Source organism: Bradyrhizobium sp. 23 (assembly GCF_023073295.1).
In the GTDB taxonomy this organism is placed as follows: Bacteria; Pseudomonadota; Alphaproteobacteria; order Rhizobiales; family Xanthobacteraceae; genus Bradyrhizobium; species Bradyrhizobium canariense_D.
In genome coordinates this window covers 22,400-46,179 of the sequence record NZ_JADPJF010000145.1, presented here as the reverse complement: position 1 = coordinate 46,179, position 23,780 = coordinate 22,400, and the positions used below count along the sequence as shown (strand labels likewise).

Sequence of the window (23,780 nt, the reverse complement as noted above, 5' to 3'; positions counted from 1 at the left end):
TCCCAGACGTTGCCGGACCGACTCATGCTGCAGACGATGCCGCTATCAGCCATCAAGCGCTGGAACTGCTCGCTGACGTACTGGGCGGATTCAAGCGGTCGTCGCAACACCGAATGTGTTCCACTCACGACAGCAACTCGTCAAGCCCCTCTGCTGGCGTTTTCCAACCCAAAGTTTTTCTCGGTCGAGCACTGAGGGCCGCGGCCACGGCGGCGATGTCGTCGGCGCTGTGGACGCTCGGGTCGGTGCCTTTCGGGAAGTACTGATGCAGCAGCCCATTGGTGTTCTCGTTGGTGCCACGCTGCCAGGGGCTTTGCGGATCGCAGAAGTAGACTTGGACACCCGCGTCGATCTTGAGATGATCGTGCTGAGCCATTTCGGCTCCCTGATCCCAGGTCAGCGAACGACGCATCTCTTCGGGCAAGGTGATGATGGCGCGCGTAATCGCGTCGCGCACGGCTTCAGCTCCGTGTCCCGCGAGAGCAGGGCCATTCTTCATGCGTGGAGCTTCGCCATGCCCCGCAAGCCGGGGAAGATGCAGCAACATCGTGAAGCGTGTTGTCCGCTCAACCAGCGTGCCGATCGCCGAGCTGCCAAGACCAAGGATGAGGTCTCCCTCCCAGTGGCCCGGCACCGCGCGATCGGCCGCTTCGGCGGCGCGTTGACTGATCATAATCTCCGGCGAGACAAAGCTCTTGCCTCGCCTGCGTACGCGCGCCCTGGGGACCCGCAATACGCGCCCGGTTCGCAAGCAGGCCGACAGTTCGCGGCGTAGCGCTCCCCGACCCTGAACGAAGAGAGCTTGATAGATGGCTTCGTGGCTGATGCGCATCGTCTTGTCGTCCGGGAAGTCGATCGGCAAGCGTCGGGCAATCTGCTCCGGGCTCCAAGCCCTGGCCCATCGCCGATCCTTTCGCGGGCCATGCCGGCGGCCCTTCCACGGAACGGCGGGACCAGGAACGGCAGCGCCACTCGGGGTCATGACCACGCCGGCCAGTCGCTGCTCCAGATAAGTGCGCAACGTTGTGTTGAGCGCAAGCTTAGTCGGTTTGGGCCGACGGGCCGATCGCTCGGCGTGCCATTGGGCTGTCGATGCCGCCGGTCGCGCCAGTGATATCCGAGACGACATGATGAAGCTGCAAGTTCATCTCCATCAGGGCCTTCTGCATGTGCTGGATGCGGCATATTCTACCAGCCGCTCGCGCTGGCGTAGATAGGCGCGCAATGTTGCAATTTCGGCATCCGGTCGGAAGCTGCCGCGTAACAGGCCGTAGGAATGAAGCTGGCGTAGCCATGCGGCATCGCTGACGTCGGTCTTCCGCCCAGGCACGTTCTTGGCGTACCGTGCGTTGACCAGAATGACCTCAAATCCGCGCTGCTCCAGGGTCTCATAGACCGGGATCCAATAGACCCCGGTGGATTCCATTGCCACGCTGGTGACGCCGCACGCTTTGAACCAGTTCGCCAGATCATGCAGGTCCTGCGTGAATGTACCGAACGTCCGCACTGGGATGTCAGTGCAGGCCGGATTCACCGCAGCCATGTGCATCCTTGATCCGATGTCGATGGCAGCAGCTCCGAAGTTGACGGGCTTCAATTCCAGGCGGTCACCGTTTGTCAACCTTGGGCATTGCGAATCCTCCGTCCGATCATGGCAGGAGGGTCTGGGCTATGCCAATTTGTCATCTTCCTAATCGGGATCGCCGCCGGAACAGCGTCACCACTCTCAAGTCCGCACGCGCCCATGGACCACGTTCTTTAACGGGGACAGTGCCTCCAATAAGCTGACGGCCGCTACCCTCCCAGCCGCAGAGGATAGCACAAGGCCGTTTCTACTCCACGCAGGCGCACCTGGGCGCTGGACAGTTTTTTAGGATATCCCGCTCCGCCTTCAGCTTGTTGACCTCGCGCCGCAGCCGCTCGATCTCCAATTGCTCAGGCTTCATTTGCCCGTGGCCGGGGAAGGACTGCGCAGCGTCGAAGCCGAACTCCTTCACCCATTTGCGCAGCACGTTCTCATGAACGCCCAGGTCTTGGCCGGCTTGCGCCACAGATACCCCGCGCTCCCTGACGAGCTTGACCGCCTCGATCTTGAACTCTCGACTGAACTTCCGTCTCTGCATGACCCGCTCGATAAAACACCCAATCTCGGTGTCCATCAAACCGGCAGCAGCTCAATGCACTGTATGAGCGGCTGGTATGGTCGGGGTTAGACATACCGTCGCCGAGGCATTCCTTAACCTATACCAGGCAGCAATCCTGCTGAATCCAGCTTGCGTACTCCAATGCAAACAAAAGGTTACTCCCGTTCAAAGGTGTATGGCCTCGCGTGCGACTGCGCGATTTAGACATGATGGCTGCAATAAAAGGCCCGCGTGGTAGGTGACCTCTATCGCCGCGTCGATCGCATCTGCCCGGGCCTGCGCGAGCTGAGGCAGGCGGTGGGAACGTGAGAGAGTACCCCGGCCGAGACACACGGGACGGCGGTTGAGGCGCAATGCTCAATATCTCAGCGGCCTATTCTATCTTGGTAGCCATTCTAGCTCGGCTGTAGCATCAAAGCAGAGTACTGTCCGGGATCTCCCGCGGTAAGCTTGGAGTTTCTTCAGATCTGGCCGGAGGCATGCCGCTGGGAAGTGGCAGATAATCATCATGACTTCGGAAGCTCAGATCATCGCCGTCTTTCTCGACCAGATCGTGGCACCAGCGCTCCTTCTGGCGGTTCATTACACGCGAATAATCTGAGCGCCGAAGCAGATAACAGCTGGCGCTTTAGCATTGCAGTTGCAGCGACATATCAATCGTGATCATCACACCGCTCCGGCCGCTGGACGGGCGCGCTCAGCGGAATGTGGCCGCATGCGTGATCCTCGTGCCTGAGCGGCCCGGCGAGCAATTGCTAAGTTGACGCGCTTTCGTAGAGCGACATCGATCGGCTGTGTGGTGCCGACTATCTTATTTGGTAGCTGCCCAAGCGAAGCGGCCAATGGTCTATTTCGCTTTAATCACGGTCACAGCAGGACCGGCGCCAGCTAAGCCGCGCTGTCGTACCGACTCATCCTAGTGTTGGAGCGGGTGATTGTTTGGCACATGAGAGATTGGAACGCGACGGAGGATCGCCCTCCCCCCCGTGCATACGCAACCGAATACACCCGATTGCTGAACTGGACCTCGATAACACTCGTCCCGATGTGGCGAGTTCATCACGACAGGGCGATATGCTTGACTGAACCTGGGAAAGCCCAACCAATGTACGGATCGCGAAGTGTGGCACAGCCTAACATGCCAGGACTGCTCATCATACAGCAGACTTCCCGTCGCCTAGCATCGCGGCAGCCGTTCCTGAACACAAAGCGCGCCAGTTCTGTCACTATTCGGCGTAGTGCCTATAGCCGGACACACAGCCGAAATGATCGCGTATCCTCTACGCTCTTCTTGTTGACGCCCTCCAGGCCGACGGCCGAATCGTTGGCATAGGGCGGGAGGCATGCGGCTTTGCCTCCATCGGGAGAAAGAGGCCATCGCTTAAGTTAAAGGAGAAAAGCGAAGTTGCGGACATCCATCAGAACGACACGGTCGTATTTGGTTTGTCGTTTCCAACACAATGTCAATGTTGCCTCGGCGAGGATTTGGATCAAAGCTATGGGCTCTATCCCGCGGTCGCCGCGTCGCATCGCCGCACAAACTTCGTTGTATCGGTACTGCAGCAGCGCCGCTCTTAGGTGCGACAAGCTTGCGTCGGCTGATGGGTGACTTCCCGAGCATCGGTGTGAAGAAGGAGCTGTCGATGGGAGTGTTATCGCATCTACGGGTTGTCGAGATCGGTAGCTCGGCCGCGATAAGCTATTGCGCGCGAATGTTTGCGGATTTCGGTGCCGATGTTCAAAAGGTCGAGTCGAAAGCCGGCGATCCACTTCGCCGCAGCCCGCCGCTCACGCCAGGTGACCACAGCGCATGGTTTGCGTTCCTGAACTTCAACAAATCAAGCATCATCATCGATGCTAGCCTCCCGAACGCGGCCACGCGGCTGACGGAACTGATCGAGCATTGCGACATTCTGGTTGATGGGCGCGATGTTGATCCGGCGGGTTGCCCGCCCATCGATATCGCCTCGATCCGTCAGCGACACCCCCGGTTGATCTATCTCGAAGCGAGTTGGTTCGGCCGGGAGGGCCCCTATGCAGGATTCGCTGCCACCGACTCTACAGTGCGCGCTCTCGCCGGTCTCATCAAGCTAGTTGGACCGGCCGAAGGCCCGCCCTTGCACGCCCCCGATTTCCAAACGGGTATCCTCGCTGGCTTGTGGGGCTTCATCGCCACGGCATCGTCGGTTGTTGGACGACTGCAGGGTGAGGCTGGACGTTCGTGGTCGCTCAACATTTTCGAATCTAGCCTCGCTCTGTCCGAGTATCTCATGTTCGAGGCATTTGCGCGGGGCGACGTGATGCGCCGGATCGGTATCAACCGTTTCTGGCCGAACTTTCCGGTCGGCATCTACCCAACGAAAAAAGGTTGGCTCGGCCTTTCGACCGTCACGCCGGGGCAATGGCGCGCATTCTGCGACATGCTCGACCTGGCCGAATTGCGTGATGATCCGGCTCTGGCCTTCAACGAAGGTCGCCTGAAACACATGGACCAGATCGAACGACAGTTTGTGCCGAGACTGAAGGCGCGGACAGCGCAGCAGTGGTTTGCGGAGGGACTGAAGCGCAAAATCCCGATCGTGCCGGTGCCCGAAATATCCGATCTGGTCCAAGACGAGGAAAAAAAGGCGCGCGGCGCAATAGTGCCGATAGTAATTGGTAAAGAGGAGGGCCTGACGGTTGGTTCGATGCAGCGGCTGACGTTGACGCCACCACGCCGGGGTGGCAGCGTTCCGGCTCCCGGCGAGCAGCAACATTCCGCCCACATGCGTACTCACGGCTCGCTGACTGGGCCTGGATCGTCCGGCTGCATCGATGCGGGCCGGCAGCCGTTGCATGGGACTCGCGTGATCGACTTCAGCATGGGGTGGGCAGGCCCATTGTGTACCCGGACACTGGCCGATCTCGGCGCGGACGTCATCAAGATCGAAGCCATCCAGTATCCGGACTGGTGGCGCGGCGTTGACCGGCGCAGCGGCTATGTGGACGGGCAAATCTATGAAATGGCGCAATGCTTCTGCATCATGAACCGCAACAAGCGCGGTATCACACTTGACCTGAAGCGGCCGCAAGGCCTCGCCCTTGCCAAGCGGCTGTTGGCGGAAGCCGATATTGTCGTCGGTAATTACTCGGCTGATGTGCTGCCAAGGCTCGGGCTTGGTTACGACGTACTCAAACTAGTCAATCCACGCCTCGTCATGATGTCGATGTCAGCCTTTGGCGCGAGCAGTGTCCATCGCGATTGCCGGGCTTATGGCTCGACTCTCGAGCAGGGCTCAGGTCTGCCGAGCGTGGTCGGAAGCGCCGATAAGCCGCCTGTGATGAGCCACATCGCGTTCGGGGATCCCGTCGGCGGACTGAACGGCTGCGCTGCAGTTCTTCTCGCCCTGATTCACGCTCGCAACACCGGGCAGGGACAATTCATTGATCTCGCGCAAATCGAGTGCATGATCCCCTTCGCGGCGCCCTGGATCACCGTTCACTCGATTGATGGGGCGCCACTCACAAAGTATGGTGCTCGACATCCGCAGTTGGTGCCGCATGGCTGCTTCCGGTGTGCGGGTGAGGACAACTGGATCATGATAGCGGCTACGGATACGGCGATGTGGCAGAGGCTTGCCATCCTTATTGGTAGGCCAGACTGGGCCTCGAACGCATTGCTTGAATCTGCGGAAGCTCGCCGCGACATTGAGCATCTCATAGAGGCAGGCATCGAAGCTTGGACGCACACTCGTGATGCGGATCACGCCATGTCCGAGCTGCAGAGCGCAAGCGTTGCGGCAGGCGTGGCCCGCCTGCCGATTGACCTGCTCAAGGATCGACATCTCGGGTCGCGCGCATTTCTGCAGGAGGTCGAACGCGCTTTCATTGGCTCGCACCCGCAGCCATCCATGCCGATTCGCGAAGGCGCAGCCCCGTATGCGATCCGCTCGGCGGCCCCGACACTGGGACAACATAACAGAGACGTCCTAATAGAACTTCTCGGGCTCTCCGACGCCGAGATCGCGCAACTGGCAAGCGAGAACATCATCGGTACCGCGATGGTCTCCTGAGGTAGCTCGCGAAGGCCTAGAAGGTGGCGTCAGACTGCTAGATCATGCTACGGCTCGATTTCACTCAGAATTGGCGGATCAGCCGCTCAGCAGCGCAGCCTGTGGCCTCGGTCATCCATACCTCACGGCAAAGCAGTGGCGCGGCGTTTTTAATTATCTCAGCAAACTGTGGAACTACATGGCATTGCGATCGCCTTTCAGTGACGACTGCGTGGTAGCTTATGCAGCTTCGCATCCCATTCCTAACCCAGAACGGAAGCCGCTTTGCGAGACACGAATGAGTACCGGACTTGAGGACATCATTGGCTCTCCGCCTGAATGGCAGGGATATGCGTCGCTCTTTGAGTCACAACCCACAAATCCTAGTAGGTCCGTCGTTGCCGGTTATCCGGTAAGTGAGTGGGCCTTCTGGGAGAGCACGCGGGGAAGGCCGCGCCGAGACGCGCGGCACGTGCCGCTCGCTAAGTCCACAGCTCGCGCAATCTGATACGTCTGAGGTTGGTGGAGGAGACGATCGTGGATGAAGTCATGGGCGAGCCCCGTAAGATGCAAGCCTTCGAAGTCCTCAATTCAACCGTCCGATCGTACTCACGTTCGTTTCCGGCTATTTTCAGTCGAGCGCGCGGCCCCGTTATGTTGACGGAGTATGGTCGACAGCCTACTGACTTTCCGTCCGATGCTGGAGCATTGAACTACGGCCATAACAATCATCAGATCGAAGCTGACATTACTGAGTATTTTGCGTCGGATGCCATGGTCCACGGGCTTGACATGGCCACTCCGGCAAAGCTCGGCTTCATGGAGACGTTTTGCTCTCTCATACTTCGAGAGCGGTATCTGCGCTACCGATTCCAATTCTCAGGGCCGACAGCTGCTAGTGCTATTGAGTCAGCTCTGAAGCTTTCACGCAAAGTCATCCGGCGTCAGAGCCATATTTCATTCACGCATGGATATGATGGCATGAGCTTAGGAGCGGTTGCCGCGAGCGGCAATCGGCTCTTGCGCACGTCCACAAGGCATTGCATTAGAGTATGGAAACAGTTTTTCCGTTCCAGGGCGAGGCATGGCGGTGGGCTTTGATTGCCGAAGGACTGAGGCTGCAGCAACCACGGCGCGCAAGGCCTTTGAGAGAGGACTGATCATCGAACGATGCGGGCCAATCGATCAGGTCATAAAGTTCTTGCCAGCACTCACGATTGATCATGACACCCTAAATCAGGCTCCTTGAAATATTTGAGGAAGCCTTGGCCGTAGCGCTGAAGCAGACTGGGATCGAGTGAGCGAACCGCCCAACTAGTTCGAGTATCTGAAAGGAACACCATGGCGTACCAGACCATCAAATATGACATTGCGGAGCAAATCCTTACGATAACCCTAAATCGGCCGGAGAAGCTCAACGCCTGTACCGCAACCATGGAGCGCGAGATCGTCGACGCTTTTGATCGAGCAGATAAGAACAATGATGTCTGCGCCATTATCGTGACTGGCGAAGGACGAGCCTTCTGTGCCGGCGCCGATCTATCTTCGGGCGGCGACACATTTGACCGCGAGACCCGGCGTGGACCGGTTAAACGACTGCCCGATGGCGCAGTGGATTACAGCGATCCGAAGGTCAGCGACGGCGGTGGAAAGATCGCGATGCGGATCTTCAAGTGTCTGAAGCCCGTCATCGCCGCCGTGAATGGGCCGGCGGTCGGCATGGGCGCGACCATGCAGCTCGCGATGGACATCCGCATCGCTTCTGAAGCCGCGCGCTTTGGGTTCGTGTTCTCGCAGCGTGGCCTCGTTCCGGAGGGAGCTTCGAGCTGGTTCCTGCCGCGCGTCGTCGGCATCGCACAGGCGCTGGAGTGGTCTCTCAGCGGGCGGGTATTTCCGGCACAGGAAGCGCTTGCCGGTCGGCTAGTTAGCAAAGTTGTGCCCCCAGAACAACTGCTTCCCACCGCGCGTGAGCTCGCTCGCGAAATCGTCGACAAGACCTCATCCGTATCTGTTGCGCTAATCCGGCAGTTGATGTGGCGCATGCTAGGTGCAGATGACCCGATGGAAGCCCACAAGATCGAAAGCCGCGGTATGTATGCGCGCGGGCGTTCCGCCGACGCAAAGGAAGGTGTGATGGCATTCTTGGAGAAGCGGCCCGCAGCTTTCAGAGACACGGTGTCGGCCGACATGCCGGATTTTTTTCCATGGTGGACGGAACGAGAGTACAAATGATAGTTCCTTGCCCTACCAGCCTAGCCGATGCGCGCCGCTCGACGAGGCAATTTTCCGGGCGGTGCCGATCCGCTGATATTACCTCGTCGACGAGTCGGTGAGTCTAGCCAGCGGCCGGGATTTTCATCGGCAGCGATGGCATTCTTGGTAACTCAGCTCAACCAGTCTCGCCGGGCCCCTGCAAGAATGCAGATTGAAAGATAAGCAGGATGGCTGGATAAAGTATCCGACCGTGCGGGCAGGCACGGGTTGAGCCGAAGCGTTCTTCTGTTTTGGGAGTTGCTCTCGAGCAATTTGTGCGACTTGACCATGTCGCTCCCTCGGCCTTAGCTCGCCATCGAGGGAGTGCAGCTCCTCGCGTCGGCTTGGTCAATGTGCTTCGCCGCAGGCCGCAGCTCCTATTGATCCGGTGCCGCTCGAGAACGGTGTGCCGCCGCAAGACTAATCATTGCGAATGGCCTCATCAATTGCCACGCATCTCTCATCAGGATAGGTAGTACCGTTGGTTCATTGGTTGTGCTGTACACGCGAGCTGGATGAGTTGTCGAGGCTACACGCATTCATCAGATCAGAAACGAGGTGCAGCAATGAAATCCGTAGTTAATCCGTTGCAAGTCTCGCGATTCCTTCGGGTATATGACGATGCCGCCGCCCAAAAAGGCATCAACCTTTCGATAGGATTTGATTTCAATGAGTACGTCTCGATCACACGGGCCCTTCCAACAAAGAAACCGACATATCCAAACTTTCGGCCAGATCGTTCGCCGATCAAATCGGGTGAGGGATATTGGATGGTGGGCGTCGACAAGGACAAGCAGATTGCGCTCGTACAGGCTGCTCGACTTTATGACCTTTCGCACAGTAACTTTGCAGAGCATCTTGAATCTCTGAGGGCGTTCTACGCCGAACCAGCCGTACATGCACATCCTCAGGACCGTTGTACTTGCGCTGCGCCAACCGCAAAGAAGATTACTGGGAAAGTAGCTTACCATGGAGATTTTTGGCTGCGCAGCGACTTTAGGGGACAAGGCATACCCACGATCATGGCTGCAATACTGCGCGGCGCTTCATTTGCCATGTGGTCTCCCGACTTCGTATGTGGACTTGCAGAGCGCTGGCTGCTCGAGAAGGGCGTTCTTGCGCAATACGGACATGCCCACTATGAACACGGCGGTTCGATACTACATCTGGTAGAGGAGAACATCATTGATCACGATCTGCTTGTTTGGCTAACCGGCGAGGAGTTGAGAAGCCTCGTTGCCGTTCACGATAGCAGCAAGTCGGCTTTAGCCTCCTGAAGTCTCGCTGACGGTGATCCTCATCAAATCTCCTAAGGGCGCGAGCAGGACCGAGTCTTCCGCCAGCCGGTCAAGCTTACGAAAGGGTGGACCGATCGACGCTCACACATCATCCGGCAGTTGGTGAGCGGCCCGTACGATGAAAAGACCAGGTCTGCGGCATAGGTGCGTGACACGGCCATGCCGTTGGCGCTCGCTTCCACCACCACCTCATGCAGGTCGAAAGACGGGTTGCAAAACCCCTCTGATCGAGCGGGACCCAGCTTCCCATGGAAAGCGTCATCGTTCGTATCACCGCGCCATCCTGCTCAAACAGCATATGGCCCGCCAGGGTGCTTGCTACATAACCTTGGAACCACCACCCAGCCGAGCAATGATCCATCCGCAGCTTTCCGACGATCACCGACTGACCAGTTTGGCTCTAGCAGGTGAATGCGGTGATCTGCTGACAGCTACACCGCGACCTACGGGAGTGATCGTGATCGTGCATTTTTGCACGATCCGGACTCGAGCGCACCGACGCACCGTGCTCATGTCCATTTGAGCGCGCGAACCACTTCGCAGATGATTATCGCAGAAGCCACGGTGAATACTCTAAAGCGCTAAGCACGCGTCAGCTCGGTCGACTCCGACCAGCTATTCCGAAATCAGCATTTCGTTAGTTGTGCGACCAGAGCTCGAGTCAACTGCGAGTCGTGCTACAGGACCCCCGCCGAACGTGCAGTGCGATCAACTACCATTGCTAGTAATTGATCTACATAGCGCAAGCATGTCACTTATCCGTCGATACACGTCGGCGCCGGCTAAGTGACTTGCGGCGACAGCCAGCGAGTATCTCGGGAAGACCGTTATGCTGCCGAAAAGCGTTGGCCACGATGATGCACGAATGTTTCTCAGGCGGCGCGCGTTAGGATCCTCTGGATCTCACAAAACCGGCAAGCGCGGCAATCATTTGCGGCTCAATCGACGAGACCGTCAAGCATTACGAAAGCGCACGAGTAAGGCATCTGTTCAGTTCAAAGACGAGGACGACCGACCGAACATGGTGCGCTAGTTAGTCCAATTCAACGGGAGACACGACATGCAGCGCAATGGTGAACTGACGCTCGGATTATACCTGATTCAGGCGGGATATAACGAAGGTGCATGGCGAGATCCGAGCGTGCCTGCCAATGGTGGAGTTGATGTCAACCACTATGCTCACCTAGCAGCACTTGCCGAAGCTGCGGCATTTCACTTCGTGTTTATCCCCGACAGCCCTAGCGTTGTAGAACAAGATAACGCTAATATTGCGCGTGTGAGCCGAAACGACACGTTCGAGCCAATCACACTACTGTCGGCACTTTCATCGAGAACGCGGGACATCGGCCTCGTGGCGACAGCGACAACGACTTACCACCAGCCATATCACCTTGCACGGATGCTCGCCTCACTTGATCACCTCTCCCTCGGACGGGCGGCCTGGAACATTGTCACCTCGGGAAATAAGTACGAGGCCCCCAATTTCGGCGAAGAAGAGCTTCCAGATCACGACACGCGCTATACCCGAGCGAAAGAATTTGTAGAAGTCGTCGAGGGGCTTTGGGATACGTGGGAAGACGACGCGTTTGTTCGCGACAAGGAAACAGGTATTTTTGTCGACACGACGAAGCTGCATCTGCTCAATCACCGAGGGGACTACCTTTCAGTCAGAGGCCCGCTGAACATCGCACGGCCGCCTCAAGGACATCCCGTGTTGGTTCAGGCGGGCGCATCGGAGTCCGGAATACGGTTCGCTGCAGCTCTGGCCGAGGTAGTGTTTACCGCCGAACCGTGTTTGGAAAGCGGTAAACGATACTACGCAACTCTCAAAGAGAAGGCACGCGCACTTGGGCGGACGGACGATCAGGTTCTAATTATGCCTGGCATTGTTCCGATTGTTGGCAGGACCAAGGAAGAAGCCTCCGCCAAGCTGCAAAGGCTACAATCGTATACTCACATTGACGTTCAAATTGGGACCGCCGATCGTTGGCTGGGATTTGTCACTGATATCCGTTCGATGGACCTCGACTCATTAGTACCTGAATCATTACCGCGGACGAACTTTATCCAGAGTCGTCAGAAGACGCTCCTCGATCTGGCCGTGCGCCAGAAATTCACTTGGAGGCAACTGATCCGCTTCATATCGGACAGCCGGGGCCATCTCATGATTGTTGGAACGCCGGACGAAATCGCCAATGCTATGGTCGATAGATTTGACCAGCGTGCTGCTGACGGATTCAACGTGCTACCAGCAACTGTTCCAGGCGAGCTCAAGGATTTTGTTGAACTCGTCATCCCGGAATTGCGCAAGCGAGGTAAATTCAGGTCCACGTACTCTGGACAGACATTAAGAGAGAATCTCGGACTCAAGCGGCCACTTAATCGGTTCGCGCAAAGCAGTCGATGACCGCCACTTAATTTCACTGAGGTCGGGCTAGGATAGCCAGAGTTGGCCCGTATCTCCAGGAGTGATGTATCTTTGAACGTTCAGCAAGGAGAGGTTGAGATGGGGCTGACTAATTGGGGGGACGTAGCGTCGCGGTTTTCGATACATCATGGGCACCTTGCGAACGTGAGCGGAGCATGTTGGAACCGTTTGGCGGATCTATGCTGCGGTGATGATGCGGTGATCGCAAGAGCGTCGCGTGGTGGCGCCCGTCGAGGCGACCGGTCGCATCAGCAGGTGTTGGTCAGGTACCGTGAGTTGGTGCTGGCGGCACCGAATGTCACGAGAAATCGAAGCGTTGATCATTGATGATACGGGCTTTCGTACGAAGGGGCGGTTGCCCTTAAGCCCAATTCAAATCGGGCGAGTGTTTGCCCAGCGCCACCCGGGTCGGCGACAGCACCAACATTCAGGCCGCGGTCTCGGAGAGCTGCAGCTGTGGCCGCTGTTTATTCGGCGTGCGCGGTTTCGTCTCCGATCTTACTCATGAAAGGAGTGCGGCTATCGTGTCCGGGCTCCGTCTCAGCGTCGTGTTCGACTCTGTCAAATCTAAGCTATCCGAGTTGGTAGCTGCCCAAGAGATCCCGCCGATATAAAGTCTCTATGCAACTAAGGAAGCGATCGAGCTGCGCGGAGAATTCAGTGCGAGCGGTCGTGCAAGCGCCTACCGTGCTACTCAGCCGATCCGTCGGATCTGCATGCTTGGCAAATAGAACGGAGAATCAAATGCCACAGCGTAGCCCTCTCTCGGGGGATGGTCGGCCGGCCGGACATTTTCGGAACACGGCATACATGATCGATAAGAGCCGTTCGTATTTCGATGCAGCTCATGAGGCTGGTCTCATGGCCGTCCATGGACGTTCGATGACTGGACGTGCCTTTGCTTTGGGCTCGGGGTCGCTTGATGGCCGGCCGGAAAAAATTGATTTCGTGCGATGTTCCTACCTTGGCTTGGACAATCATCCCGCGATCGTCGCTGGCGCGATCGATGCGATAGAGGCGCATCGGTCCTTGCACTGGTCATGCGCACGAACGCGGCTCAATTTCGATCTCTTGGCAGAGCTTGAAGCAACCCTCTCGGAGATGTTCTGCGCACGCGTGATCGCCTTCTCCACTGTCATGCTCGCCAACCTAGGTATGATGCCCCTCCTTGCTTCGGGCCAGCTGACGGGTGGAAGAAAACCGCTTGTCGTGTTCGACCGCCTTGCGCACATATCCTTGGCCTATCACAAGCCGGTGGTTGCTGATGAAACGCGATTGGAAACGATCGCGCATAACGACATTGAAGCTCTCGAACGCTTGTGCCGCGAACATCCGGTTGTCGCTTACGTATGCGATGGTATTTACTCTATGGGAGGGAACGCGCCTATCAAGGAACTGCGCGAACTTCAGGAACGGTACGGGCTCTTTCTCTATATCGACGATGCTCACGGCATATCGATCTTCGGACGCCAAGGCGAAGGATTTGCTCGCTCTCAGTTTCCGCAAGTGCTGGGTGACCGGACGATCATAGTGGCCTCGCTCGCTAAGGGCTTTGGCGCATCGGGCGGCATGGTGATGCTCGGAACGGCTGATCACGAAGCTTTGTTCCGGCGCTACTCCATCCCCTATGCGTTTTCGGTTCCCCCCAATCTGGCGGCGGTTGGCGCGGCACTTGGCTCGTGCAGGATTCATCGCTCGGCAGAACTAGGCGATCGTCAGAGGCGGTTAGCGAGACGTATCAAGGTCTTTGACGATCATGTTGCAACCGCTCAGCAAGGAAATTCATTTCCCATCAGAATGATTGCAATAGGATCGGAAACCAAGGCGATTGCAATTGCCAAAGAGCTTTTCGATGCCGGCTTCTACACTTCGGTGACGTTCTTCCCGACGGTCGCCCAAGGAAAGGCAGGGATTCGGGTGTGCATTACGGCCGATCATGAAGACAACGATATAGAGCGATTGTGCGACTGCATTTTGGAAGCAGTGGCCGAAACGACCGGAAAGCCATACCCTCTGAGGTGATGTAATGAGTCAGCCGACGAATTCATGGAGCTGCCCGGTACGGCTGCTATCCCCCTAGCCGGAAAGAATAATGAAAGTTCGTCAAGTCTCGATCCATTGTTCGACGCCGAAGGTGCCTCCAGACCGCTTACGCCAATGTTCTCGGCGGGCGCCACTCGCTCGTTACGCTGTTTGGGACGGTCTGATTATGCCGAAGCCAGGAAAACTCAGGGGTCAAAGCGACCGGCGCGTTGCGCTTGTGACCGGAGGAGCGCGCGGGATCGGACTCGAGATCGTGCGCCGGTTGTTGGCCGATGGCTATCGCGTAGCATTTGTAGCGACAAAAGCGGAGCATGTCGAGCGCGCGCTTGACCTTCTCGGCCGCCCGGAAGATAGTCTCTATGCTGAGAGGATTGATGTAACTCGACACAATGATGTCCAGGGATTTGTTGACCACATCCGGGAACGTTGGGGCGAAATAGCGATTTTGGTGAACAATGCTGGCATCTCCCCCAAGCGCGTGGACCAAAATGCACCTTGGCTTTCGCAGACTTCCTTAGATGAATGGGGGCGGGTCATCGATGTCAATCTCAACGGACCGTTTATTCTTATGCGGCTTTTGGCGCCAGCAATGATCGCGAACGGCCATGGACGCATTATCAATGTCGGGTCACTCGCGGGGCGTGCCATGCCGATGATCGCAGGGCCACATTATGCAGCATCGAAGGCGGGGCTGGTCGGCTTAACCCGCGCTGCTGCGCGGGATCTCGCTCCACACGGTATCACAGTCAACTGTATCGCTCCTGGGCGTATTCTCAGCGATCTGACTGGACCACCCGAGACCGAGGTTAACCGCTCCGCTCTCAGCAGGATTCCGGTCGGCCGTTTTGGAACTGCTGAAGAGGTGGCGCACGTCGTAACCTTTCTGGCCTCGCCGATGGCGGGCTTTATCACCGGCGCAACCATCGATATCACAGGCGGCGAGTTCGCCGCGTAAGCCGATGCATATCGCATTTTGATCGTCGACACTAAAATGCTGGCTTCCCTCAGGCTCACTGTGTCTTCAACTGTCTCGCGGCGCAAACGGCATACAGTCGCGCGGGAACATGAAGAGGATAGATCGACTGAAGCGGCTAAGCCAGTCGGCGGCGGGGGTCCCCTCGTTCGGCTTTCATGCCGTTTTCTCGCGATGTTCAATATCAACAACGTTATTGGGTGCGGATTACGCCAGGATTGAATAAGGGCTTGTTTGCACGGGATCGCAGTACGGCCCCTTCCGCCAATGGCGTGGTAAGAGGCGCCGCGCTTGCCGCGTCTGCAGGCTTGCGTTGCGAGCAAGTAACAATGCGGAGTATCGGATGGCGGGGAAAATGAAACCCTCGATGGAAGTGTTTTCGCATCTGCGGGTCGTCGAGATCGGTAGCTCCGCCGCGACCAGCTATTGCGCGCGGTTGTTTGCCGACTTCGGCGCCGACGTTCAGAAGGTCGAACCGCCAGGAGGAGATCCACTCCGCGGTAGCGCGCCACTCACGGCTTCTGGCCAAAGCGCGTGGTTTGCCTTCCTGAACTTCAACAAGTCAAGTGTCGTCATTGATGCCGCCGAGCCGGACGCGATCCCGCAGCTGACGGCACTGATCGAAAATTGCAACATTCTGATCGATGGGCGCTATATTGATCCCGCAGATTGCCCTTCCATTGATATTGCCGACATTCGGCAGAGATGTCCCAGGTTGACTTACCTCGAAGCAAGCTGGTTTGGCGGAGCGGGACCCTATGCAGGATTCGCCGCAACCGATGCGACGGTCCGCGCGCTCGCCGGCCTCATCAAGTTGGCTGGAGCTGTCGAGGGCCCACCGTTGCACGCACCGGATTACCAGACTGGTATTCTGGCTGGTCTGTGGGGCTTCATCGCCGCGGCTTCTTCGACGATTCCGGAAGAAAAAGCCGGTGGGAGAAGACGGTCGTGGTCTCTCAGTATTTTTGAATCGAGCCTCGCTCTGAGCGAGTATCAGATGTTCGAGGCCTATGAGCGCGGCGACGTGATGCGCCGGATTGGCATCAACCGATTCTGGCCAAATTTTCCGATCGGCATTTACGAGACCAAAAAGGGTTGGGTCGGCGTCACGACGATCACTCCGGCACAATGGCGCGGTTTCTGCGACATGCTCGATCTGGCCGAACTGCGTGACGATCCGGCTCTCGTTCTCGGCGCCGATCGTCTGCAACACATGGAACGGATCGAGAGACACTTCATTCCGCGGCTGAAAACGCGCACAGCGCACGAGTGGCTCGCGGAAGGATTGAAACGCAAGATCCCGATCGTTCCGGCACCCGATATGTCCGATCTGCTGCAGGATGCGGAGAAGAGGGAGCGCGGTGCAATCGTGCCTGTCCTGCTTGGCCAAGAATGGGGCCAGACGCCGGGATCGATGCAAAGGCTGACACTGACGCCGCCGCGTCGGGGCGGCAATGTTCCGGCTCCAGGCGAGCAGCAGAGTTTCGCGAACACAGGAAGACGCCTCACCGGTACTGCGTCGGTATCGTCGGGCTGCAACGATGCAGGCGGGGCGCCACTGCAGGGGATTCGGGTTCTTGACTTCTCCATGGGCTGGGCGGGACCGCTGTGTACGCGCACGCTTGCTGATCTCGGTGCGGACGTCATCAAGATTGAAGCCATCCAGTATCCGGACTGGTGGCGCGGCGTTGACCGGCGTGCTGCTTACATCGAGGAGCAAATGTATGAAAAGACGGCACGCTTCTGCATGGCGAACCGCAATAAGCGCGGCATTACCCTTGACCTGACGCGGCAGCAGGGCCGCACTCTTGCCAAGCGGCTTGCAGGGAAAGCCGATATTGTCGTCGACAATTATTCGGCCGATGTGCTGCCAAAGCTCGGCCTTGGCTACGACGTGCTCAGAGCGCTCAACCCTCGCCTTGTCATGATGTCGATGTCGGCCTTTGGCACGAACAGCGTCCTTCGCACTTGCCGCGCCTACGGCTCGACCCTCGAGCAAGGCTCTGGGTTGCCGAGCGTGGTGGGCAAGACCAACGGGCCACCTGCGATGAGCCACGTAGCATTTGGAGATGCCGTTGGTGGGTTGAACGGCTGCGCTGCAGTTCTGGTTGGGCTTATTCACGCCCGCACCACAGGGCTGGGGCAGTTCATTGATCTTGCGCAGATCGAATGCATGATACCCTTCGCAGCGCCATGGATCATTGTCCATTCCATCGACGGCTCCTCGCCCATAAGATACGGCAATCGACATCCGCAGTTTGTGCCGCATGGCTGCTTTCGTTGTGCAGGTGAGGACAATTGGATCGTGGTAGCCGCCACCGACCAGGACATGTGGCAGAGACTTGCCAGACTTATTGGGCGGCCAGACTGGGCCATGGACGCATCGCTGAGATCTGCGGAAGATCGCCGCGATATCGAGGAGTTGATCGAGAGAGAGATCGAAAGCTGGACGATCGCCCGCGAGGCCGACCAGGCAATGTCCGAGTTGCAGGTCGCAAGGATTGCGGCCGGCGTGGCCCGCCTTCCAATTGATCTGCTCAGCGATCGGCATCTTAGGTCGCGTGGGTATCTGCAAGAAATTGAGCGCGCTTTCATCGGCCGGCATCCACAGCCGTCCATGCCCATTCGGGAAGGCGAAAGGCCCTATGCAATCCGCTCAGCGGCACCGACGCTTGGACAACACAACACAGAGATTCTATCAGGTCTTCTTGGGCTTTCCGACACCGAGATCGCGGACTTGGCCAAGGAGGGTATCATCGGTTCAGTGATGCTTTCAGAAGGGGGGCTAACAACAACAAAGACGGTATCGCAAGGTTGAGAAATCGACACTAGATCCGACCAACGAACTCTCAGGCTTGGAAGGCAGAGACTCATCGTGGCGCTCTTGTTCAGTGCGCTGCAGCGCTATACGCCACAAGTACTCCACTGCACGTGAAACTTAGCTCTGCGCCAAATCCTGCGACCGAAGAGAACAACTTGTCGCAAACCAGAATTCGACGACCGGTGGGGCATAAAACGAGTAGGCGGCTCTTTTGTCTGGTGCAGCTTCAAGCCGATGCGTAGCGAGACGGCTCTCATCTCACCAGAGTAGGTAGTATCTCGATTCATTGCTAATGTGTACGGTAAGTCAGCTATTCGCCGTGAAGGCTGTGATGAGCTAGTCTGAGGACACCAGCAGAGCCTGTGACGGACGCAGCCGCCAAGTGATGACACTCGCCCGCGATCCAAAGCGGCTATTACAGCGACGCGCGAGGCGCGCCTGCCAGCAGCTCTTACCATCGGGGCTCCCAGATTGGAACGTACCCAGCTCATCTTGAAAGTGAGAGCACACGCCGAATGGCAGCGGTTTGGGAGGCGGGCAGCTATTCTAGTCTAAGTTATCTCGGTCGCCGCGATGCTCACATTGGCAATATTACACAAGAGCGACGCTCCGGACCAGTTCCCCAATAACAGGTGTCGAAAGTCGGCACTTCAACAGGTGTCGGTCCGGCAACTCAGCAAAAATGCGAAGGAAATCGAGGAGGTTGTGGTGAACCAGGAGATTGCAGGTTCGAGTACGATGGCCGGATTATCGCGGGCTAGCCGGCGGTCGAACGAAAGCTTTGCCCGCGCGCAAAAGGTTTTTCCAGACGGCACTTCGCGAGTGACGGTTGAGCGGGATCCAACTCCGCTCTACATCGATCGTGGGATGGGCAGCTATTTGTTCGATGTGGACGGCCGCCGGTTTCTCGACCTTAATTGCAACTTCACGACCTTGATCCATGGACACGCCTTCGGCCCGGTCGTCGAAGCACTAACCCATCAACTCCAGCGCGGTAGCTGCTTCGCCAATCCGACGGAAAGCGAGATCGAACTCGCCGAACTACTTTGCGGCCGCATTCCGCGGATTGATCGCGTTCGCTTCGTCAATACGGGAACTGAGGCCGTGCTGTTTGCGATCAAAGCTGCGCGAGCCTTCACCGGACGTTCGAAGATTGCCAAGCTCGAGGGCGCCTATCATGGTGCCTATGATTGGGTCGAGGTCAGTCAAGCGGCGGCGCCGGACAATTGGGGTGACGCAATCGAGCCCAAGTCCACGGCCTTCTATCGCGGGATGCCTGCGAGCGTGCTCGATGAAGTCGTTGTGCTCCGCTTCAATGATGTTGAAGGCGCGCGCCGCTTGATATCGTCAAATGCGCACGACCTGGCCGCTGTCATTCTGGATCCTATGCCGAGCCGCTGCGGCCTCATTGCGCCGAAGCCTGAATTCTTCGCTGCCGTGCAGGAAGCGACCCTCAAAAACGGCATTCTTGTCATCGCTGATGAGGTCCTCAATCTCAGGCAGAGTTTCCAGGGTGCTTCCGCACGCTACGGCCTTGCTCCGGACGTCATCACCATGGGCAAGATCATCGGCGGCGGGTTGCCGATTGGAGCAATCGGCGGTCGCGAGGACGTAATGAAGGTATTTGATGCCTCAGCGGGTCGACCGCTGCTTCCGCAAGGCGGTACGTTTTCCGCCAATCCTCTATCCATGACCGCGGGGCTGACCGCCCTGCGGCATCTAGATCATCCCGCTTTTGCACGTCTGGAGATGCTTGGGGACATTGTTCGTGACGGGATTGGCCGCGCCATCTCGAACCTCGCTGCGCCGCTGTATGTTACGGGAGCCGCTTCGCTATTTCGCATTCATCCGCAGGCAGAAGCGCCGAATGACTATCGCGAGAGTTATCCCACGCCTGCCGGAGCAACTCTAATGAAGGAGCTCACACGCTTCTTTGCGGAGAATGGCATCATCCTGCCGTATGGTGCTGCCGCATCGATTTCGACGCCGATGGCGCGCACCGATGCTGAGTTCATCGTGGATGTGTTCGCAGGCTTTCTCGAAAGCCATCAAGACATGTTGGGTGAGATAACAGTACGCAAATGAGCGCTGTCTTGGCAATGCTTTTTGGCTTCCTGCCGTTAAGATGATCTCCGGCCAAAGATTGCCGTCCGACCGTGATCGAGGGCGCCGAAGCGAGGGCCGCCGATATTCAGGTGGGATACAGCGGTGATGAGCTGGTCTATCGCCCGGTGGTGGCTCGTCCGCACTCCGCTGCACGGGCGGAGCGCCCGACTAGGGCCTCGCCCTGAGGCGCTCGGCCACTCCAAATACAGTCCGATCCAATGCCTGATGAAGCGATACACCTAAGCCGGTTTTCGACCCTGACCAGCTCCGATGGTGCGAGCGCTACCGTCGTGCCTTTGTTGAGTTGCAATCAATGGGCTGATATCGACAGCTCGGAGTTAAGGGTCGAAGGTATCCCAACCAGTTCAGAATTCCATCCGGGATATGGCCTGCGTGCCCACGGGACACTGTTCGACGAAGATGCGATTGGGTTCCCGTCCTCTTGACGCAAGACCGACGATCCCGTTTTCGCTGCTCGTAGTCGTGCCACCGGAAGCGACATGCTCATAAGGGCGTAGCGGTCTGTTCACGAGAAGCTATTACCCTTGCTCAATTGCGCCGATTTTCGCCTCGTGCGACAAAAGATGTCGATCTCGCGAGATACCTCGAGGATAGTGTCTGGATGTTGGCCATTCTCAGAGAGTGCGTATTTGAGCGCATGCGCGCGGCTCGCGAACAGACCTCCGAAAATACCATTCTGCTCGCGGACGACCCAGTTTCCAAAACGGTTTTTGCCAACAAAGACGGTCGACCCGGCGGAGCTTCCGGAAGGATATTCGACAAGCTTCATGACCATAAGTCCATGAGTCTACCGTCATTACCGCCCCAGGATTGCGGTTATCGTGAACGATCGTGGCAGATCGCCGTCACCAATTGCGGCGCTTCCGTCGCGAACCGATCGTCGATCTCAAAGGAAGTCTACAGCAAACCCGAAGCAAGTCCCGCTACCAACTCTAGGGAAGGCAGATCCACTTTCGCTTGTGCTGAAAACGAGCAAACGTGCACTGCCCCCGTCAGGGACGCGTTAATGCTCTCTCCAACGGATCCGACAGAATGAGCGGGCCGCTATCAAGGACGCTCTCGGTGCATGTGGCAGGAGCTTGAAAAAATGCATAGGAATCTCTCGGCCGCATATTTTCCGTCGAAGGAATCAAAACGGCTAGGAGGTTGCGGCTTGAGTGGAGCGGTCAGGTGTTTCGCGGACTACGTCGTTCGCGCCGCTAGCCGCACGGTTTCAGAGCCAAGCAAATGTTCGGCGGGACCTCCTTTTCGGTCCACGACTCGTCCAAGCTGCCGATGAATCTTCGCTCAGCCGAGGCTCTTTTGCCTTGGCGTCCTTGAGCGTTTCTTGCATGCCCGTAGGGATCGATGCAGTTGGCCTAGTGAGCTGGTCCCGGTTGTCTGAACAGAATCTGCGCATCGATAAGTGGAGCGTCTGCCGGGGTTATGCTGCCAGGCGGAGCGGCAGCGAGGTGAAGTAGGCTTGATCGGGCGTGCTGCCGTCAAGACTCGAATGGGGACGTCTACTGTTATAAAAGTCGAGATATCGGCCGATCGAATTGCGCGCCTCGTTGACGCTATCATAGGCCCGTAGGTACACCTCCTCGTATTTGACGCTGCGCCACAACCGCTCGACGAACACGTTGTCCCGCCATGCGCCCTTGCCGTCCATGCTGATCGCGATGCCGTTGTCGGCGAGCACGCCGCTAAAAGCCTGTCCGGTGAACTGGGAGCCCTGATCCGTATTGAAGATGTCCGGCTTGCCGTGACGAGCCAAGGCATCCTCCAGCGTCTCGACGCAGAAGGCTGCTTCCATGGTGATCGACAGCCGCCACGACAGAACCCGGCGTGTTGCCCAGTCCAGCACCACGGCGAGATAGACGAACCCACTCGCCATCGGGATGTAGGTGACGTCCATCGCCCAGACCTGGTTCGGCCGTGTGATCTCCATGCCGCGCAGCAGATACGGATGGATCTTGTGGCCGGGCTCGGGTTTAGTCGTGCGCGGACGGCGATAGAGCGCCTCTATCCCCATCCGCCGCATCAGCGTCTTGACATGCCGGCGGCCGATCTTGCACCCCTCGGCAGCCAGCAGGCCTCTCAACATTCGCGAACCGGCGAAAGGGAACTCCAGATGCAGCCAGTCGAGACGCCGCATGATCGCGAGATCGGCGTCCGGCACCGGACGCGGCAGGTAATAAACGCTGCCGCGGCTGATCTGCAGAATCTCCGCCTGCTTGGTGATCGACAGATCGTGCTCACGGTCGATCATCGCTTTGCGCTCAGCAATCCCGCCTTGGTGAGCGCTTCTTCTAAAAAATCGTTCTCCAGCGTCAGCTCTCCGATCTTGGCGTGCAGCGACTTCACGTCGATCGCAGGCGCGGCAGGCGACATGCTCCCAGAGCCGAAGACCCCGGAAGCGCCACCCTCCAACTGCGCCTTCCACGCCGTAATCTGATTGGGGTGGACGTCGAACTGCTCGGCAAGCTGAGCTATCGTCCGGTCGCCCTTGACGGCGGCAAGCGCCACCTTCGCCTTGAACGCCGGTGTGTGGTTCCGGCGCGATCGTCTGTTCATGGTCTCTCCTGTTCACGGCGATTATCGCCGCGTTTCAGGCAGAAACTCCACTTATTGTCTTGTTCAAATTTGCGGAGCCGGCTCTTAGCGCCCTTGCGATTTCGAGCAGGAACAGCGCAATGGAGTAGGCTGACCAGGATCTGAATCGCTGATAGTGTTGTATGTCGCAAGCTGCCAAGGAACAATTTGCGTGAATCGTCTCTGCTTTTGGCAACTTACGCGACGTTCATTCAGGCAGAACTGTAGCCAACACTCCTCATGTCATAGCTAGCTCTCAGGGGATACGTGCTACTTCGTCTTGCGACCTGAACGCGCGGGCTTGCGACCTTTACGTAACGTCTTTGGTGACGCCGCGCCTTTCGGCGGTTGAAGAAAGAACTCAGACAGATGAACATCCAGTGTTTCCGCGATACGTTCGAGAATATCGATTGTCGGGTTCTGCGATTGCTGCTCGATACCGCCCATATAGGAGCGGTCAATCCGGGCATCGTACGCTAACCGCTCTTGCGAAATACCGCGGTCTACGCGGATTCGGCGCACATTCCAGGCAACAAGCGCACGAGCTTTCATGCGCCAAAGCAGCCATTACGACGGCCATCAAACCACTGGCTATAACCGTACTATTGCGGTAGGTTTTCCAAAATGCAGATGAGCTGTGTCCCGACGTGAGCTGGGTGAAAGAGCTGCCAGATCTCGCGCCGAATGAGCCGGGGCTGACGAGTTATGAAGAGCAGTGTCGACCTGTTAATTCGAGCTGCGGGCGCGGCAGCCGAGCGTAACGGACTGCGATCAAATGCATTGTGGCGATGCTTGGAGCGACCGGAATCGAAGGGAACGACGGGAATAGCCACTGCGACCACTAATTGAAGCCGGCATGGAATGTTTCAGGCCGCGACGATCGGTTCTCTACGAAGTGCCTCTGAATACCGCTACCCTCGCTTAATCGATGCTTCTCAATCTGGTAGGACTTTCAGGCAGTGCCGTCCGATCCCAAGATCGCAGATTCCGCGCCCAACGCGCCCCAGCTTACGCCCTATGACGAGCAACATGCCGTCACCTATATGCGTCTGCTGGATGCCGAGGCCGATAACGCTGATTGGCGGGAA

At 57.7% G+C, this 23,780-nt stretch carries 12 protein-coding genes and 4 pseudogenes; 10 read left to right on the top strand and 6 right to left on the bottom strand.

Annotated elements, in window-relative coordinates; translation table 11 throughout:
- Positions 1-124: 124 nt before the first annotated feature.
- From IVB32_RS33280 to IVB32_RS33270, 3 pseudogenes are all read right to left on the bottom strand, one after another.
- Positions 125-1,096 (bottom strand): annotated as a pseudogene (locus tag IVB32_RS33280) (IS30 family transposase); the annotation flags it as partial.
- 1 nt (position 1,097) lies between these two features.
- Positions 1,098-1,549: pseudogene (locus tag IVB32_RS33275) on the bottom strand (transposase); the annotation flags it as partial.
- 319 nt (positions 1,550-1,868) lie between these two features.
- Positions 1,869-2,123, bottom strand: a pseudogene (locus IVB32_RS33270) (transposase); the annotation flags it as partial.
- Between the two features lie 1,622 nt (positions 2,124-3,745).
- Between IVB32_RS33270 and IVB32_RS33265 the strand changes: the two are divergent.
- The 9 genes from IVB32_RS33265 to IVB32_RS33225 all read left to right on the top strand — a co-directional run bounded on the left by IVB32_RS33265 (position 3,746) and on the right by IVB32_RS33225 (position 20,076).
- Positions 3,746-6,196: a CoA transferase gene (locus tag IVB32_RS33265; protein ID WP_247412769.1), complete on the top strand. Its 2,451-nt coding sequence runs from the start codon at positions 3,746-3,748 to the stop codon at positions 6,194-6,196.
- A gap of 516 nt (positions 6,197-6,712) precedes the next feature.
- Entirely contained in the window at positions 6,713-7,276 is a 564-nt protein-coding gene (locus tag IVB32_RS33260) for an aminotransferase class III-fold pyridoxal phosphate-dependent enzyme (protein WP_247412767.1), read from the top strand.
- A gap of 240 nt (positions 7,277-7,516) precedes the next feature.
- A complete protein-coding gene (locus IVB32_RS33255) occupies positions 7,517-8,407 on the top strand; it encodes a crotonase/enoyl-CoA hydratase family protein (RefSeq protein ID WP_247412765.1) in 891 nt (296 codons plus the stop codon).
- A gap of 587 nt (positions 8,408-8,994) precedes the next feature.
- Complete coding sequence (locus tag IVB32_RS33250; RefSeq protein ID WP_247412763.1) at positions 8,995-9,705, top strand: hypothetical protein; 711 nt, start codon at positions 8,995-8,997, stop codon at positions 9,703-9,705.
- A 1,081-nt stretch (positions 9,706-10,786) separates the two neighbouring features.
- Positions 10,787-12,133 (top strand): LLM class flavin-dependent oxidoreductase, encoded by a 1,347-nt coding sequence (locus IVB32_RS33245; RefSeq protein ID WP_247412761.1) that lies wholly within the window; start codon positions 10,787-10,789, stop codon positions 12,131-12,133.
- Between the two features lie 765 nt (positions 12,134-12,898).
- Positions 12,899-14,176 (top strand): aminotransferase class I/II-fold pyridoxal phosphate-dependent enzyme, encoded by a 1,278-nt coding sequence (locus IVB32_RS33240; protein ID WP_256466610.1) that lies wholly within the window; start codon positions 12,899-12,901, stop codon positions 14,174-14,176.
- Between the two features lie 187 nt (positions 14,177-14,363).
- Positions 14,364-15,152 carry an SDR family NAD(P)-dependent oxidoreductase gene (locus IVB32_RS33235; protein WP_247412757.1) on the top strand — a complete coding sequence of 263 codons (789 nt, stop codon included), beginning with the start codon at positions 14,364-14,366 and terminating at the stop codon, positions 15,150-15,152.
- A 361-nt stretch (positions 15,153-15,513) separates the two neighbouring features.
- On the top strand, positions 15,514-17,988 hold the full coding sequence (locus IVB32_RS33230; protein WP_247412755.1) for a CoA transferase: 2,475 nt from the start codon (positions 15,514-15,516) through the stop codon (positions 17,986-17,988).
- Positions 17,989-18,699: 711 nt separating this feature from the next.
- Entirely contained in the window at positions 18,700-20,076 is a 1,377-nt protein-coding gene (locus IVB32_RS33225) for an aspartate aminotransferase family protein (protein ID WP_346731127.1), read from the top strand.
- Positions 20,077-20,623: 547 nt separating this feature from the next.
- On the opposite strand, the gene IVB32_RS33220 is transcribed toward IVB32_RS33225, so the two are convergent.
- The 3 genes from IVB32_RS33220 to IVB32_RS33210 form a co-directional block, all read right to left on the bottom strand.
- Positions 20,624-20,887 (bottom strand): hypothetical protein, encoded by a 264-nt coding sequence (locus IVB32_RS33220; RefSeq protein ID WP_247412753.1) that lies wholly within the window; start codon positions 20,885-20,887, stop codon positions 20,624-20,626.
- 654 nt (positions 20,888-21,541) lie between these two features.
- A protein-coding gene (locus IVB32_RS33215; RefSeq protein WP_247412751.1) for an IS3 family transposase occupies positions 21,542-22,674 on the bottom strand; the annotation gives its coding sequence in 2 pieces (ribosomal slippage) (positions 21,542-22,419 and positions 22,419-22,674; 1,134 coding nt in all).
- A 288-nt stretch (positions 22,675-22,962) separates the two neighbouring features.
- Positions 22,963-23,244: a helix-turn-helix transcriptional regulator gene (locus IVB32_RS33210; protein WP_247410968.1), complete on the bottom strand. Its 282-nt coding sequence runs from the start codon at positions 23,242-23,244 to the stop codon at positions 22,963-22,965.
- A 407-nt stretch (positions 23,245-23,651) separates the two neighbouring features.
- On the opposite strand from IVB32_RS33210, the pseudogene IVB32_RS33205 reads away from it, so the two are divergent.
- Positions 23,652-23,780: pseudogene (locus IVB32_RS33205) on the top strand (DUF2285 domain-containing protein); the annotation flags it as partial.